Below are 13,864 nucleotides of genomic sequence, written 5' to 3' on the forward strand. Positions count from 1 at the left end.
GGGGTTTCGCATCATGAAGAAGGCTATCCTGCCTGCGCTCGCGTTGCTGTCGCTCGCCGCTCCCGCGGCGGCGGCCACGCCGGTCGAGGTCACCCGCTTTCACACCGCGCAAACCGTTGGCGCGGCGATGCCGGGTCCGATCGCGGTGCGTGCCGGCGCGGGGCTTACCCCCGGCACGTTCGAAACGCAGATCTGGCTCGATGCGGTCGCTGCCGCGCTGTCCCGTCAGGGGTTCACCGTCGTGGCCGATGCGCCCCGGGTGGCCGAAGTGACCCTCGATCAGGTCGTGCTGGAAAACCAGCGCGCGCAGTCCGGCTCGGGCGTCAGCGTGGGCGTGGGGGTCGGTTCGGGCGGCGGCTGGTATGGCCGGCGCAGCGGGGTCAACCTGGGGCTGGGGCTCGGCTTCCTGCTCGGCGGCAACAAGTCGCGCGACACGCTGGACAGCACGCTGGCCGTGACGATTGTGGATACGGCGGGCACCCACTTGTGGGAAGGCCGCGCCCAGGCCCGTCCGGGCGAGCGGTCGAAGGACGCCGAACCGCGCCGGCTGTCGGCTGAAATGGCGGCGAAGCTGTTCTCCGGCTTCCCAGGCGAATCGGGAGCGACTATCGGGGCGCGATGAACGCTCCCCAGACAGACTCCCCCATCCGCATCGACGCCCGGTTCGACAGCGGCAACATCGAAGTTCTCGGCATCGAGGGCGCCACTGCGCGCCTGTCGATTCCGGCCGATCACCAGTCGGAATTCCGCCAGTGGTTCCACTTCCGCGTGTCCGGCGCGAAGGGCCGCCAGCTGACCTTGCGGATCGTCGATCTCGCCAGTTCCGCCTACCCCGAAGGCTGGCCCGGCTACCGCGCCTGCGTGTCAGAAGATCGCGACTTCTGGGGCCGCGCCGACACCACTTATGACAAGGACGCCGACGGCGGCACGCTGACGATCACCTACACCCCGGCAAGCGACATCGCCTGGTTCGCCTATTTCGCGCCCTATTCGATGGAACGGCATCACAACCTCGTCGCCGAATGCGCTGCGGCGGAAGGCGTGAGCCACCGCCACCTCGGCACCACGCTTGATGGCCAGCCGCTCGATTGCCTCGAAATGGGCGATGGCTCCACTCAGGTGTGGCTCTATGCGCGCCAGCATCCGGGCGAATCGATGGCCGAATGGTGGATGGAAGGCGCTCTGGAGTGCCTGACCGATCCCGCCGACCCGGTGGCACGCAGGTTGCGTCAGTTGTGCGCGTTCCACGTGGTGCCCAATTGCAATCCCGACGGCAGCCGCCGTGGTCACCTGCGGACCAACGCGGCGGGCACCAACCTCAACCGCGAGTGGCACGAGCCGACGCCGGAAAAGTCGCCAGAGGTGCTCGCGATCCGCAATGCAATGGACGAAACCGGGGTCGACTTCGCGATGGATGTCCACGGGGACGAGGCGATCGCCGCGGTGTTCCTGGCGGGGTTCGAGGGGATTCCGTCGTGGACCGACGAACTGGGCAACCAGTACTACCGCTACCAGAGCATCCTGGAACGGCGGACGCCCGATTTCCAGAGCGCCAAGGGTTACGCCAAGTCCAAGCCCGGCACGGCCAACCTGTCGATGAGCACCAACCAGCTTGCCGAGCGCTTCGGCGCCTGCGCGATGACGCTGGAAATGCCGTTCAAGGACAATGACGACCTGCCCGATCCGGCGCAGGGGTGGAGCCCGGAACGCACCAAACTGCTGGCGCGCGACTGCCTCGCCAGCCTGCTGGAGTGGCTGGAGACGGCCTAGACCAGGCTGGCCGGCCCGAACGCGTGGGGCAGCAGGGCGCTGAGCTTGACCCGGTTCACCGCGTCAGGCCCCACGCACAGCACTTCGGGATCGGTCCCGCCCAGCTGCGCGAGTTCGTTGAGCACCTGCCGGCAGCGCCCGCAGGGGGTGATCGGCTCGGCGCCCGGGCCGGTCACCGCGACCTGCACCAACCCGCCGCGTTTGCCGTCCGCCATCGCCCTGCCCACCGCCACGGTCTCGGCACACAGGCCAAGGCCGTAGCTCGCGTTCTCGATATTGGTGCCGGTCACCACGCTGCCGTCGTCGAACAGCAGCGCCGCCCCGACGGGGAAACTGGAATAGGGTGAGTAAGATTGCGCGGCGGCCGTGCGGGCAGCGGCGATGAGTTCGGATTCGGTCATGCCCTGCCCTTAGCCGGCAAATCTCACGGGCGCACCACCACCCAGCGCAGTGCCTCGTCGGCCGCCTCGATGGATAGCGCGGTGTTCGCGGTCCACATCAGCCACGGACGCCCCGCGTAGCTGGGGCGTGCCCACGTGCCGACCACCCACAGGTTCCGCTCGAGCCGCCCGGCAAGGCCATAACGGTCCTCGAATGCCTTCGACACCTGCAGAATGGCGGGACGTCCGGCGTGCGCCTCGATCTGGTTGATCAGCGTCATCAGTTCGCTTTCGACCGCCGCTTCGCGCACCCCGCACTCGTCACCCAGTGCATCGAGCGCGATCGCCGGGGGCAGCAGGTCACGCCCGCGCGGCACCAGCACGACGAAGTTGGCCGACTGTCCATCGGCCATGGCGCAGGGATCGAACCGGTGCACCGCGCCGATTTTCAGCCCCGCCTCGCGCGCGGCAGCCAGATTGGCGGCGAAGCGCGGATCGCTGCCCCGCGCGCCGTTGCTGGCATCAAGATAGACGAACCCCCCGCCGAGCGCCTTCAAGGTGCCGAATCGCACATCGCCGTCGGCGGCGCCGATCTGGGCGCCCTGATCGGGGTACTCACGCGGGTCGGGCGTCCAGTGCTGCAGGCTCCACCAAGCCCACGCTCCTGCCGCCAACAGGCCCAGCAGCAAAGCACCGAGCACGCGCGCGCGCCAGCCGATGCTCTTCTTCCTGCCTGCCACGAATCGCGCCCCTGCCCCGAAACCCTACTTCTCAGCCGCGGATATGGAGCACGCAGATAAGGGTGAACAAGCGGCGTGCGGTGAGGTGATCGGTTTCCACCTTCCCGGCGAGCCGGTCGAGCAACAGGTCGGCGGCATCGTTGTGGATCGCGCGGCGGGCCATGTCGATCGTCTCGATCTCGGCCGCGGTCGCCTTGCGGATCGCCTGGTAATAGCTGTCGCAGATCGCGAAATAATCGCGGATCGGACGGCGAAACCGCGCCAGTCCCAGGATCAGCGTTTCCAGCGGCTCGCCGGATTCGTCGCCAATCGTCAGCGCCAGTCGCCCGTCCTGAACCGCCAGCTTCAAGGCGTAGGGGCCATGGTGCCCCGCCGCCACCGCGCGCAGCGGTTTGAAAGTGTTTTCCTCGATCAGGTCATAGATCGCGACCCGCCGTTCCTGTTCAACGTCCGCGTTGCGCCAGAGGATTGTATCCTCGTCGAGCGTGATCTTGGCGATCCGCCAGGTCTCTTCGTGCGCGGCCATTGTGGCCCGCTTTCGCAGAACCGCGCCCCTGGCGGCAAGCGTTTCCACAGGGCTGTGCGCCGTGGTGATCGCAAAGGCGCTTTGCGCAGGCGCCGCGATGCATCAAGAGGGGCGCATGGCCCAGACCGACCTCCTGATGCGCCCCGCGGCGCCGGCAAATGATTCGTCCTCCGTTCGCGCGCTGCCCGCCAATATCGAGGCGGAGGCCGCGTTCCTGGGCGCCGTGCTGATCGACAACCGCGTGCTGGAGGAACTGCCCACCCCGCTGCGTCCGCAGCACTTCTTCGAACCGGTCCACCAGCGGGTCTACGACCGGATCCTGACGCTGCTCGACCGCAATGCGGTGGTCACCCCGGTGACCCTGAAACCGTATTTCGAGGCTGACGAGGCGCTGAAGGAACTGGGCGGCATCACCTACCTCGCCCGCCTGACCGCGGACGGGCAAGGACTGCTCGCCCCGCGCGAACTGGCCGAGCAGATCTATGACCTGGCGCTGCTGCGCGAACTGGTCAGCGTGGGACGCAACCTGGTCGAAGGCGCGCTCGATACCAGCGACAGCGTCGCCCCGATGGCGCAGATCGAAGCAGCCGAGGCGGCGCTGTTCGAAGTCGCCGAGGGCGCCGCCACCGCGACCGAGGCCGCCAGCTTCGGTTCCGCCACGCGCAAAGCGCTGGGGATGATCGAGAAGGCGATCAATTCCGGCGGCCATGTCTCGGGCAAGACCACCGGCCTCACCTCGATCAACGACAAGGTTGGCGGACTGCACAATTCCGACCTCATCATCCTTGCCGGGCGCCCCGGCATGGGCAAGTCGTCGCTGGCGACCAACATCGCGTTCAATTGTGCCGAGCGGCTGCTGCGCGACCGGCGCGACGGGATCGCCGAAAAGGATTCGGTCGGCGCCGGGGTCGCGCTGTTCAGCCTGGAAATGAGCGCCGACCAGCTCGCCACGCGTATCCTGGCCGAGCAGGCGGAAATCTCGAGCGAGGCGCTGCGCATGGGCAAGCTCAGCCGCGACGAATTCCAGAAGCTGTCGTTCGCCAGCCAGCGCCTGTCCGAGTTGCCACTTTATATCGACGACACGCCCGCGCTGACCATCGCGGCGCTGCGTACCCGTGCGCGCCGGCTGAAGCGCAAGCACGACATTGGCCTGATCATCGTCGACTACCTGCAACTGCTGCAGGGGACCGGGCGGGCGAACGACAACCGGGTCAACGAGATTTCCGAGATCAGCCGGGGTCTCAAGACGCTCGCCAAGGAACTCGACGTGCCGGTGATCGCGCTGTCCCAGCTCAGCCGTGCGGTGGAAAGCCGCGAGGACAAGCGCCCCATCCTGTCCGACCTGCGCGAGTCCGGCTCCATCGAGCAGGACGCCGACATGGTGTGGTTCATCTTCCGCGAAGACTATTACATCGCCGCATCCGAACCCAAGCGGCCCGCCGCGGACGATCCGCAGGAAGTGCACGACGCCCACGAGGCATGGGCCCGCAAGATGGACCCGGTGTTCGGCCTCGCCGAGCTCGTCATCGCCAAGCAGCGTCACGGCTCGACCGGCAAGGTGCGGATGAAGTTCGAAGCCAAGATCACCCGTTTCAGCGACCTGGCCGAGGGCGCAAACAGCTATGGCTACGACTGAGCGGGCGCCTCACAGCCCCAGGTTCAGCCGGCGGCTGACGGTGTAATCGACCACCGCCACCAGGAACCACGAGACATTCCACCGCACGCGGTTGAGCAATCCCGCCCGTGATTTGTGCAGGCTGGGGGTGATCGCGGTCGACGCGGGGATCAGGTGGTCGATGAATTCCGACAATCGATCCGCCATCGCGCGATCCTCGATCCGCAGCATGACCTCCAGGTTGAGGTAGAGGCTGCGCATGTCGAAATTGGCGCTGCCGATGAAGCTCTTGTCGTCGATCACGATCAACTTGGTGTGCAGCTTGGTCGCTTCGAACTCCCAGATTTCGGCCCGGCGCTTCAGCAGGAAATCGTACAGCGAGCGGGTCGCGCCGATGGTCGCGCCGTTGTCGCTTTTCGCGGCCATCACCAGCCTGGCGTGGCCGCGCCGCGCGACCCGGCCGATCGCTCGAAGGGCGCGGTTGGAAGGCGAAAAATAGGCCATCAGCATGTCCAGCCGGTCGGCGTTGTGCAGGTCGCTGCGCACGCATTTCGCCCAGCTCGACAGCCCGCGCGTCGGCCCCCCGATCAGCACCTGCACCGGGCCATGGCCCGGCTGCCAGGCGCGCACCATGCGCCGGATCGCGCGCCAGCTGGCACGCGGGTTCGCCGTCCACGCGTCGAGCTGATCGAACCAGCGCGACAGGTCGCTGACCGCGGAGCCTTCGACCACGATGCCGAGATCGTTCCAGCCGTTGGCGTCCGGAGGCGCGAAATAGCTGTCTTCCACGTTGAAGCCGCCGATCATCGCGGTCCTGCCGTCGACGATGACGATCTTCTGATGATTGCGGATCAGATAGCGTTGCGAGATGCGGGGGGAGAAGCAGCAGAAGCTGCCCCCCGCGTCGCACATGGGTGCGAGGAACTCTTTCCGCGCATCTGCCCCGAACCCGTCGAGTATCAGGTTGACCTTGACCCCTCGCCTGGCGGCGGCCGCCAGGGCATCGCGCACGGCGATCCCGCTCGCATCCTCGGCGAAGATGTAGAAGCACATCCGGATCGTAGTGCACGCGCCTTCGATCAACGCCAGCAGCGCGGCCAGGCGATCCTTGCCGCCCGGGTAGAACACCAGTTTCTGACCCTGCGCTGCGATCTCGAACGGGGGCGGGTCGACATACTCCATCGGCGATGCGCCTAGAGGCATTTTCTTGACTTGGCGACGCCTGGCGGGTAGTTGGCGCGCTTTCCTGCAGACACCTGTTTATTCGGAGTGCCCGATGGCGCGCGTTACCGTCGAAGATTGCGTCGACAAGATTCCCAACCGCTTCGATCTCGTCCTGCTGGCCGCTCAGCGCGCCCGCGAGATTTCCGGCGGCGCCGAACTGACCGTCGACCGCGACCGTGACAAGAACCCGGTCGTCGCCCTGCGCGAAATCGCCGACCAGACCGTGCGTCCGAAAGAACTGCACGAATCGGTCGTCGTCGGCCTGCAGAAGATCCTGCCCGATGACGAGGATGAAGCGGACGAGATTGGCAGCCTCAGCCAGTCGGCCGAAGCGCTGCGGATCACCGCTGCGGCTCCGGTGCGTTCGACCAGCGTCGGCGGCGATTACGACGGCTGATCGCCGACTTTAGGCCAGATGAAACAGGGCCGCCCGCGAGGGCGGCCCTTTTCATATCCGCTACGCGGGCATCCGTTATCTGCCGCGCCCGGTTTCTTCCTGCAGCGCATCGATCCGCTCCGACGCCTCGGCCTTGGTCAGGTCGGTGTCGTAGGCATCGGGATTGTGCGCCTCCTCCGTCAATGTCTTGAGGTAGCTCGCTTGCGCTCCGGTCATCGGTTCGCCGCCGGTGACCCAGTCCGCCGGGTCCTTTTCCGCGTTCGAAACGGGTTCGCTCTTCGGGTGTTCGCTGGGGTGTTGGGCAGTCATCGGTTTGTCTCCTGATACCGGCACAAAACCTTCGAAGTTCTATGTTTGTTCCCGCTAGCCGCGGCGGTTTGCGTGGGGCAAGATGCGCGCATGACGGGGGACATCGAAGGGATCGCCGGCGGCCTCGCCGACATCGGTACCGGCGCGGCGGTCGCCGGCGCGGTCGAGCGCGAACGGGGGGATGCGCCCGACGGCCATACGCACGAAGGTGCCTGCCTCAACTGCGCAACGCCGCTCGTGGGATCGCATTGCCACGCCTGCGGCCAGCGGGCACACGTTCACCGCACGCTGGGCGCGTTCTTCCACGACCTGCTCCACGGAGTCCTGCATTTCGAAGGCAAGACCTGGCGCACCATCCCCATGCTCGCCTGGCAGCCCGGCAAGCTGACGCGCGAGTACATCGACGGCCGGCGCGCCCGCTACGTCAGCCCGATTGCGCTGTTCCTGTTCGTCGTGTTCCTCAGCTTCGCGCTGTTTTCGATGCTGGGCGGGTTCGATCCCGCTGTGTCGAACCTGGGAGAGGCCAAGGCCGTGCAGGCCGAAAACGCCCGGCAGATCGACGAGATCGAGGCGCAGCTCTCCTCGGCCACGGGTGCCGAGCGCGCGGCACTTGAGGAACGTCTGCGGTCGGTCAAGGAGGATCAGCAGGCCATGACGGCGGTCGTCGGGACGGTACAGAGCGACTTCGAAGACGGCTTTACCGAATCGCCCATCCCCAAGGACAGCAAGCTGGCGCGGACGATCGATCACGTCCGCGAAAACCCGCAGCTCGCCATCTACAAGGCGCAGACCAGCGCCTACAAATACAGCTGGATGCTGATCCCGCTGAGCGTGCCGTTCGTGTGGCTGCTGTTTCCCTTCAACCGTCGCTTCAGGGGGTACGACCACACGGTGTTCGTGACCTATTCGATCAGCTTCATGATCGCGCTGGTGGCCGTCGCCAGCCTGCTGTTCTACGTCAACGCCGGCGCGGCCGGAGGCCTGCTGCTGTTCTATGCGCCGTATCACATGTACCGCCAGCTGCGCGGCACCTATGGGGTCAGCCGGGCGGGCGGCATCTGGCGGATGCTGGCGCTGAGCCTGTTCGCGTGGGTGGCGATCGGGCTGTTCGCCGGCATCATCACCTGGATGGCGATGGGGAGCTAGGCCCCGCCGCCTCCCGGCCTGGTCGGAACCGCGCCGGCCACTGCCCTACCCGCTCAGGTATCGCCGCATATCACCCCGGCGGGCGCGTTTGCCGGGAATGTGCGGCGCTGCTACTCGCAGCTGCATTGAACAAAGGGGAACAGCGTGCGCAGACCGGTCGGCAAAGGGGCATGGGTGGCGCTCGCCGCGGTGGTACTGGCGACAGGGACGATCGGCTGGCGGCTCGTGTCCGATCGCAGCGCGAGCCAATCTGCCACACCCGGTGCGAACGACCCGCTGGCCGCGCTGGAGGCGGCCGCCCGCGCCAATCCCGGCGATGCGGCGGGCTGGCAACGGCTGGGGTTGGCCTATTTCGACGCCGGCCGCTTCCCCGATGCGGCCAGAGCCTATGCCAGCGCGACAGGGGCGGCCCCGCGCAACGCAGCGCTGTGGTCGAGCCTGGGCGAAGCTCTGGTGATGGCGAGCGCCAACAGCCCCATGCCGCCGCGCGCGCTGTCCGCGTTCCGCAAGGCGGCGGAGCTCGATCCAAAGGACGCGCGGGCGCGGTACTTCCTGGCGGTGAACCGCGATGTCCGCGGCGACCACCAGGGCGCGATCGACGACTGGCTGGTGCTGCTGGCGGAAACGCCGCCGGGCGCGCCGTGGGAGGCCGATCTCAGGCGGACGATCGAGCAGGTCGGCAAGATCAACGGCATCGCGGTGACTCCGCGCATCGCTGACGCCCTAGCCAGGCGTCCAACCGCCCGCGCTGCGCAACCGGCATCCGGCGCCATTCCGGGACCTGCGCCCGAATAGCCTGACGACGCTGGCGGCATTCCTCCGGGCGGAAGGATGAAGGACTGGCCGCGAGCCGGGAAGACAAGCTGGCAGCCGCCCCCCCAAATTCCGGCGCTAGGTTACGCGCCCTGCGGAGCCTCGCCGCCGAACCGCCGCCCTGACTTGGGGATCGCCGAGCCGCGAACCGGCCTGGTCGTCGGAGCCGCAGGCTTGTCGGGCCGGTCGATCGTTCCCTTGTCCAGCAGGTCGCGGATCTCGTCGCCGGTCAGCGTTTCGTATTCCAGCATCGCCTGGGCCAGCAGATGGAGCTTGTCCTCCTCGCCCTTGAGGATCTCGGTCGCCCGCACGTGCGCGCCCTCGACCAGCGCCTTGATCTCCGCGTCGATCAGCTTGTTGGTCTCGTCGGAGCCCATCGTCCGCTGGCTGCCGCCCATGCCAAGGTAGCCTTCCTGCGTCTGCTCGTACTGCAGCGGGCCCAGCTTATCGCTCATGCCCCACTTGGTGACCATGTTGCGCGCCAGCGAGGTTGCGTACTGGATGTCAGAGCTGGCCCCCGACGACACCTTATCGTGCCCGAAGATGATCTCTTCGGCGACGCGGCCGCCCATGCTGACCGCCAAGTCGGCATGCATCTTGTCGCGGTGGTACGAATAATTGTCGCGTTCGGGCAGGCGCATCACCATGCCCAGCGCCCGGCCACGCGGGATGATAGTCGCCTTGTGGATCGGATCGGATGCGGGCTCGTGCATCGAGACGAGCGCGTGGCCGGCCTCGTGATACGCGGTCATCTTCTTCTCGTCTTCGGTCATCACCATGCTCCGGCGCTCGGAGCCCATCATGACCTTGTCCTTGGCGTCCTCGAATTCCTGCATCGCGACCAGGCGCTTGTTGCGCCGGGCGGCGAGCAGCGCCGCCTCGTTCACCAGGTTGGCGAGATCGGCGCCCGAAAACCCGGGCGTGCCGCGCGCGATGGTGCGCGGGTTGACGTCGGGCGCCAGCGGCACCTTCTTCATGTGGACGGCGAGAATCTTCTCGCGGCCTTCGATATCGGGCACGGGCACCACCACCTGGCGGTCGAACCGGCCCGGGCGCAGCAGCGCGGGGTCGAGCACGTCCGGGCGGTTGGTCGCCGCGATGATGATGATGCCTTCGTTAGCCTCGAACCCGTCCATCTCGACCAGGAGCTGGTTCAGAGTCTGTTCGCGCTCATCGTTCGAGTTGCCGAGGCCGTGTCCGCGATGACGGCCGACGGCGTCGATCTCATCGATGAATACGATGCACGGCGCGTTCTTCTTCGCCTGCTCGAACATGTCGCGCACGCGGCTGGCGCCGACGCCGACGAACATCTCGACGAAATCGGAGCCGGAGATGGTGAAGAAGGGCACGCCCGCCTCACCCGCGATCGCGCGGGCGAGCAGGGTCTTGCCGGTGCCGGGCGAGCCGACCAGCAGCGCGCCCTTGGGGATCTGCCCGCCGAGCTTGGAGAACCGGCCCGGGTCGCGCAGGAATTCGACGATCTCTTCCAGTTCCTCGCGCGCTTCGTCGATGCCGGCGACATCGGCAAAGGTCACGCGGCCCTGCTTTTCGGTCAGCATCTTGGCCTTGGACTTGCCGAAGCCCATCGCGCCGCCCGCGCCGCCGCCCTTCTGCACCTGGCGCAGCGCGAAGAACGCGATGCCAAGGATCAGAATGAACGGGAGCGACTGGACCAGCAGGTACAGCAGGACGTTTGGCTGATCGGCTTCCTTGCCTGAGTAAGACACGCCGCTGCTGTCGAGCAGCCGGGGAAGCTCGGTATCGCCCGTGATCGGCACGGTGGAGAACGTTTCGCCGTTCTTCATCGTGCCAGTGATCTTTTCGGGCGCGATCGACACGTCCTTGACCGTTCCGGCCACCACGCGCTCGCGGAACTCGGAATAGCGGATCGCCTGTCCGGGCGCTTGCGCAGCCTGGCCGAACATCGACACGACGAGCAGCAGGGCAAGGAAGATACCGCCCCACACCATCAGGCTCTTGATCCACGGATTGGGGCCGCCGGGGCCTCCCTGGCCTGAGCCTTGCGGGTCCTTGTCGTCGTTCATCGGATGCGCCGTCCTTTCGCTAGGGAATGTAAGCGCGCCCGGGTGAATGGCAAGCTAACCCCCGGCCGGAAATGAACGACCATTTTCGCGGCACAGCGCGGTGCAGCTGGCTTGCCTCAGCGATCGATCCTGATGCGGTAGTCGTCGCGCAAGGCCCGGTAGCTCTCATCCTGCTGCCGCCGGCCCATCGCGGCGCGCCAGTCGTCCTCCACGCGAGACCGGATCGCGGCGAGCGGCGGAATGACGCCGGGCTGCTTCGCGGTCAGCCGCACGAGGTGCCAGCCAAGCGCACCTTCGACCGGCCCGTGCCACGCGTCGCCAGGCGCCAGGCCTTCCAGAGCGTGCGCGAATTCCTGGTCCAGCTCGTCGCTGACCGTCTGGCGGCTGGCGCCGTTGAAGTGCGCCGGCAGCGAAATCGCATCACCCACCCTGGTCCAGTTCGCTCCGCCCTCGAGCAGGGTCCGGGCCACCACCGCTCGGCTGCGGCTCGTGAAATAGAGCTGATCGAAGGTCAGCTTCATCTCCTGCGCAAACCGATCGGGGTGGGCCTGCAGCCATCCGTTCAAGGTGGCATCGTCGATCGTGCCGGTCCCGGCGGCACTGGCGGCGATCGCATCCATCTTCTGCGCCAGCCGCTTGCGCATCACCGGATCGCCTTTGTCGAGGCCGCGCCGGAGCGCCTCGCGGTAGAGCACTTCCTCGCGCACCCGGCGACTGATGAGCGTATCGAGTTCAGCCTGCGTGGGCGGCCGCCCGGTGACGTCGGCGAACTCGCGCGACAACTGCGCCTGGTCGCTGCGCGTCAGGTGAATGGAACGGCTTGAGTGATCGCCGGGAGCCGCCCGCCAAGACCTGGCGGCCAAGATGGCCGCGCCCGCTAGCAACACCAGCACCAACACCAGCAACGGGAGGCGCCACCTGCGGAGCTGATTGGTCCATTCCGACGTGGAATCAGTCATGTCGGCGAGGGATAATCATGAGCCTGCGCCGCTGCATCCGTCATCGCTCGGTGGGGTTCTGTCGCTCACGCGAGATCGGTCAACCGGAACGGGTGAGCGGCTGCGCGATCAAGGCGCGCCCGCCGCCGAATGCGATGTCCGACAACCGCTCCGCCATACCGCAGCCGCCCGGCTCGACCGCCTGTTCGGCCAGCGTGACAGGGGCATCGACCGGGATCACCAGCAACGGCCCGCCGGCATAGCGCGCCGCGGTGGCCGCGTCAGGCTCTCCATCGATCCGGTCCAGCCGGAAATGCGGTCCGTCAGCCAGCGTCACGTCGCCCCGATCGGGCACGTGCCGCCGCAGCTTCGGATCGTGCGGCCCGCCCTCGGCAACCGCGATGCCATTGTCGAGGTGCAGTTCGCGCGGGCGGCCATAGTCGTACAGCCGATAGGTGATGTCGGAATTCTGCTGCACTTCGATCAGCGACAGTCCGGCGCCGATCGCATGCACGGTGTTGGCGGGCAGGTAGACGAAGTCGCCAGGTCCAACCTCGTGCCACGCGAGGAGTTGTTCGATCGATCCGTCCAGCGCGGCGGCGCGCATTTTTTCAGGCGAGACCGATTCGGTGAAGCCGATCGCCAGCTTCGCGCCCGGTTCGGCGGTCAGGACCAGCCAGCATTCCTCCTTGCCGCGGCTCCCGGCGGGGGCCTGCGCATCGGACGGGTGCACCTGCACCGACAGGTTTTCGCTGGTGAACAGGTATTTCACCAGCAGTTCTGGCAGTTCGGGCGGTGGCTCGAACCAAATCTCCCCGATCCGTTTCCCGTGGGGCGCGCTGAACGGCGGCGGGAGCGTGTCCTGGCCCCACGGCTTCTCGACCGATTTGGTGGACAGCACCCGGCTCATTGGTTGGCCGCCCCGGTCAGCTTGCCGACGAGTTGCGCTCCGGCGGCGCTGGTGACGAGAACCTCGTCCCCGTCCACCACCACGATGATGCCTTCCAGCCCGATCACCGACACCCGCGGTCCGTCCGTTTCCACCAGTACGTTACGGCACTCGACCAGTTCGACGGGCCCATGCACCCGGTTGCCCGCATCGTCGCTGGGACGCGCATCGCGCAAGGCTTCCCAGTTGCCGATGTCGGACCAGCCCATGTCTGCCGGCACGACCGCTGCGCGCGCGGTGTTTTCCATGACGGCGTAATCGACCGATTCGCCCTCTATGCCGGCAAAGGCGTCCGACGCCGGATGAAACTCCTGCCCCTGGTACCGCCCCCCGGCGACCGCGCGGCGCACCGCTTCGGCCATGGCGGGCCGATGCTGCTCCAACTCGTCCATGAAGGCGCCTGCACGAAACGCGAAGATGCCGCCATTCCATGCGTAATTGCCTTCGGTCAGGAAGCGCTCGGCCGTTTCGCGATCCGGCTTTTCGACGAAACGGTCGACCTTGTGACCGCCCTCCATCGCATCGCCCAGGCGGATGTAGCCGTAGCCGGTCTCCGCGCGGTCGGGAGCGATGCCCAGCGCTACCATCCAGTCGTCCGCCGCCAGCCGGGCCGCTGCGCGCGCGGCGGCGGTGAAGCTGGCGATGTCGGCGATGTGGTGGTCGCTGGGGCAGACCAGCAGGATCGCATCGTCAGGCAGCAGCGCCGCAGCGAGCGCAATCGCGGGCGCGGTGTTCTTCGCCGCCGGTTCGACGATCACCGTCGCCTCGGCCGGCGCCTGCTCGGCCAGGTGGCACAAGTGCCCCTGGCCCGCCACGATCACAGTTTCGGCGAAGTCGCTGGCGCCGTGCCACCGGTCGAGCGTTGCCTCGAGCAGGGTGCGCTCCCCCACCAGCGGGAGGAACGGCTTGGGCTTGGCCTTGCGGCTGCGCGGCCACAGGCGCGTGCCGCTGCCGCCGCACAGGATGACGGGATGAATAAGAGCGGTGTTCATGATCACCCTCTTAACATTTG

Annotated in this window: 15 protein-coding genes; 6 read left to right on the top strand and 9 right to left on the bottom strand. The window is 67.1% G+C overall.

The features are described 5' to 3' along the window. Nucleotides 1-13 precede the first annotated feature (13 nt). Both E0504_RS07340 and E0504_RS07345 read left to right on the top strand, forming a co-directional pair. On the top strand, nucleotides 14-622 hold the full coding sequence (locus E0504_RS07340) for a DUF4136 domain-containing protein (protein ID WP_165938436.1): 609 nt from the start codon (nucleotides 14-16) through the stop codon (nucleotides 620-622). Next, nucleotides 619-1,770, top strand: a complete 1,152-nt coding sequence (locus E0504_RS07345; protein WP_131622600.1) for a M14-type cytosolic carboxypeptidase — start codon at nucleotides 619-621, stop codon at nucleotides 1,768-1,770. The genes E0504_RS07340 and E0504_RS07345 overlap by 4 nt, the downstream gene beginning before the upstream one ends. On the opposite strand, the gene E0504_RS07350 is transcribed toward E0504_RS07345, so the two are convergent. From E0504_RS07350 to E0504_RS07360, 3 genes are read right to left on the bottom strand one after another with little or no spacing between them, the layout of a single operon-like run. Then, entirely contained in the window at nucleotides 1,767-2,171 is a 405-nt protein-coding gene (locus E0504_RS07350; protein WP_131622602.1) for a cytidine deaminase, read from the bottom strand. The genes E0504_RS07345 and E0504_RS07350 overlap by 4 nt on opposite strands. A 23-nt stretch (nucleotides 2,172-2,194) precedes the next feature. Beyond that, nucleotides 2,195-2,890, bottom strand: coding sequence for a glycoside hydrolase family 25 protein (locus E0504_RS07355; protein ID WP_131622604.1), 696 nt, complete (start codon nucleotides 2,888-2,890; stop codon nucleotides 2,195-2,197). 31 nt (nucleotides 2,891-2,921) lie between these two features. Next, nucleotides 2,922-3,416: a UPF0262 family protein gene (locus tag E0504_RS07360; RefSeq protein WP_131622606.1), complete on the bottom strand. Its 495-nt coding sequence runs from the start codon at nucleotides 3,414-3,416 to the stop codon at nucleotides 2,922-2,924. A 115-nt stretch (nucleotides 3,417-3,531) separates the two neighbouring features. On the opposite strand from E0504_RS07360, the gene E0504_RS07365 reads away from it, so the two are divergent. Continuing rightward, entirely contained in the window at nucleotides 3,532-5,052 is a 1,521-nt protein-coding gene (locus E0504_RS07365) for a replicative DNA helicase (RefSeq protein ID WP_131622608.1), read from the top strand. 9 nt (nucleotides 5,053-5,061) lie between these two features. Here E0504_RS07365 and E0504_RS07370 read toward each other — a convergent pair whose 3' ends face one another. Next, a complete protein-coding gene (locus E0504_RS07370) occupies nucleotides 5,062-6,213 on the bottom strand; it encodes a phosphatidylserine/phosphatidylglycerophosphate/cardiolipin synthase family protein (protein WP_165938437.1) in 1,152 nt (383 codons plus the stop codon). A 94-nt stretch (nucleotides 6,214-6,307) separates the two neighbouring features. Here E0504_RS07370 and rpoZ point away from each other — a divergent pair, with 94 nt between their 5' ends. Next, nucleotides 6,308-6,652, top strand: coding sequence for a DNA-directed RNA polymerase subunit omega (gene rpoZ, locus E0504_RS07375; RefSeq protein ID WP_131622612.1), 345 nt, complete (start codon nucleotides 6,308-6,310; stop codon nucleotides 6,650-6,652). Between the two features lie 75 nt (nucleotides 6,653-6,727). Here rpoZ and E0504_RS07380 read toward each other — a convergent pair whose 3' ends face one another. Beyond that, a complete protein-coding gene (locus E0504_RS07380) occupies nucleotides 6,728-6,961 on the bottom strand; it encodes a DUF3072 domain-containing protein (protein ID WP_131622614.1) in 234 nt (77 codons plus the stop codon). A 90-nt stretch (nucleotides 6,962-7,051) separates the two neighbouring features. Between E0504_RS07380 and E0504_RS07385 the strand changes: the two genes are divergently transcribed. Both E0504_RS07385 and E0504_RS07390 read left to right on the top strand, forming a co-directional pair. Further along, nucleotides 7,052-8,107, top strand: a complete 1,056-nt coding sequence (locus E0504_RS07385) for a DUF3667 domain-containing protein (RefSeq protein ID WP_207912263.1) — start codon at nucleotides 7,052-7,054, stop codon at nucleotides 8,105-8,107. A 174-nt stretch (nucleotides 8,108-8,281) separates the two neighbouring features. Then, nucleotides 8,282-8,902, top strand: a complete 621-nt coding sequence (locus E0504_RS07390; protein ID WP_165938438.1) for a tetratricopeptide repeat protein — start codon at nucleotides 8,282-8,284, stop codon at nucleotides 8,900-8,902. A gap of 101 nt (nucleotides 8,903-9,003) precedes the next feature. Here the strand turns inward: E0504_RS07390 and ftsH are convergent, their stop codons facing one another. The 4 genes from ftsH to E0504_RS07410 all read right to left on the bottom strand — a co-directional run bounded on the left by ftsH (nucleotide 9,004) and on the right by E0504_RS07410 (nucleotide 13,844). Continuing rightward, nucleotides 9,004-10,965 carry an ATP-dependent zinc metalloprotease FtsH gene (gene ftsH, locus E0504_RS07395; RefSeq protein WP_131622618.1) on the bottom strand — a complete coding sequence of 654 codons (1,962 nt, stop codon included), beginning with the start codon at nucleotides 10,963-10,965 and terminating at the stop codon, nucleotides 9,004-9,006. Between the two features lie 116 nt (nucleotides 10,966-11,081). Continuing rightward, nucleotides 11,082-11,864: a peptidyl-prolyl cis-trans isomerase gene (locus tag E0504_RS07400; RefSeq protein ID WP_243657465.1), complete on the bottom strand. Its 783-nt coding sequence runs from the start codon at nucleotides 11,862-11,864 to the stop codon at nucleotides 11,082-11,084. A gap of 139 nt (nucleotides 11,865-12,003) precedes the next feature. Beyond that, on the bottom strand, nucleotides 12,004-12,813 hold the full coding sequence (locus E0504_RS07405; RefSeq protein WP_131622622.1) for a class I mannose-6-phosphate isomerase: 810 nt from the start codon (nucleotides 12,811-12,813) through the stop codon (nucleotides 12,004-12,006). After that, entirely contained in the window at nucleotides 12,810-13,844 is a 1,035-nt protein-coding gene (locus E0504_RS07410) for a mannose-1-phosphate guanylyltransferase (RefSeq protein WP_131622624.1), read from the bottom strand. The genes E0504_RS07405 and E0504_RS07410 overlap by 4 nt, the downstream gene beginning before the upstream one ends. Between the last annotated feature and the right edge of the window lie 20 nt (nucleotides 13,845-13,864).

The organism is Parafrankia sp. BMG5.11 (assembly GCF_004337455.1).

Coding starts and splice junctions, on each gene's coding strand:
- E0504_RS07360 (WP_131622606.1), bottom strand. CDS start 3,416: ATGGCCGCGCACGAAGAGACCTGGCGGATCGCCAAGATCACGCTCGAC.
- E0504_RS07405 (WP_131622622.1), bottom strand. CDS start 12,813: ATGAGCCGGGTGCTGTCCACCAAATCGGTCGAGAAGCCGTGGGGCCAG.
- E0504_RS07410 (WP_131622624.1), bottom strand. CDS start 13,844: ATGAACACCGCTCTTATTCATCCCGTCATCCTGTGCGGCGGCAGCGGC.
- E0504_RS07340 (WP_165938436.1), top strand. CDS start 14: ATGAAGAAGGCTATCCTGCCTGCGCTCGCGTTGCTGTCGCTCGCCGCT.
- E0504_RS07380 (WP_131622614.1), bottom strand. CDS start 6,961: ATGACTGCCCAACACCCCAGCGAACACCCGAAGAGCGAACCCGTTTCG.
- E0504_RS07345 (WP_131622600.1), top strand. CDS start 619: ATGAACGCTCCCCAGACAGACTCCCCCATCCGCATCGACGCCCGGTTC.
- rpoZ (WP_131622612.1), top strand. CDS start 6,308: ATGGCGCGCGTTACCGTCGAAGATTGCGTCGACAAGATTCCCAACCGC.
- E0504_RS07385 (WP_207912263.1), top strand. CDS start 7,052: ATGACGGGGGACATCGAAGGGATCGCCGGCGGCCTCGCCGACATCGGT.
- E0504_RS07370 (WP_165938437.1), bottom strand. CDS start 6,213: ATGGAGTATGTCGACCCGCCCCCGTTCGAGATCGCAGCGCAGGGTCAG.
- ftsH (WP_131622618.1), bottom strand. CDS start 10,965: ATGAACGACGACAAGGACCCGCAAGGCTCAGGCCAGGGAGGCCCCGGC.
- E0504_RS07365 (WP_131622608.1), top strand. CDS start 3,532: ATGGCCCAGACCGACCTCCTGATGCGCCCCGCGGCGCCGGCAAATGAT.
- E0504_RS07350 (WP_131622602.1), bottom strand. CDS start 2,171: ATGACCGAATCCGAACTCATCGCCGCTGCCCGCACGGCCGCCGCGCAA.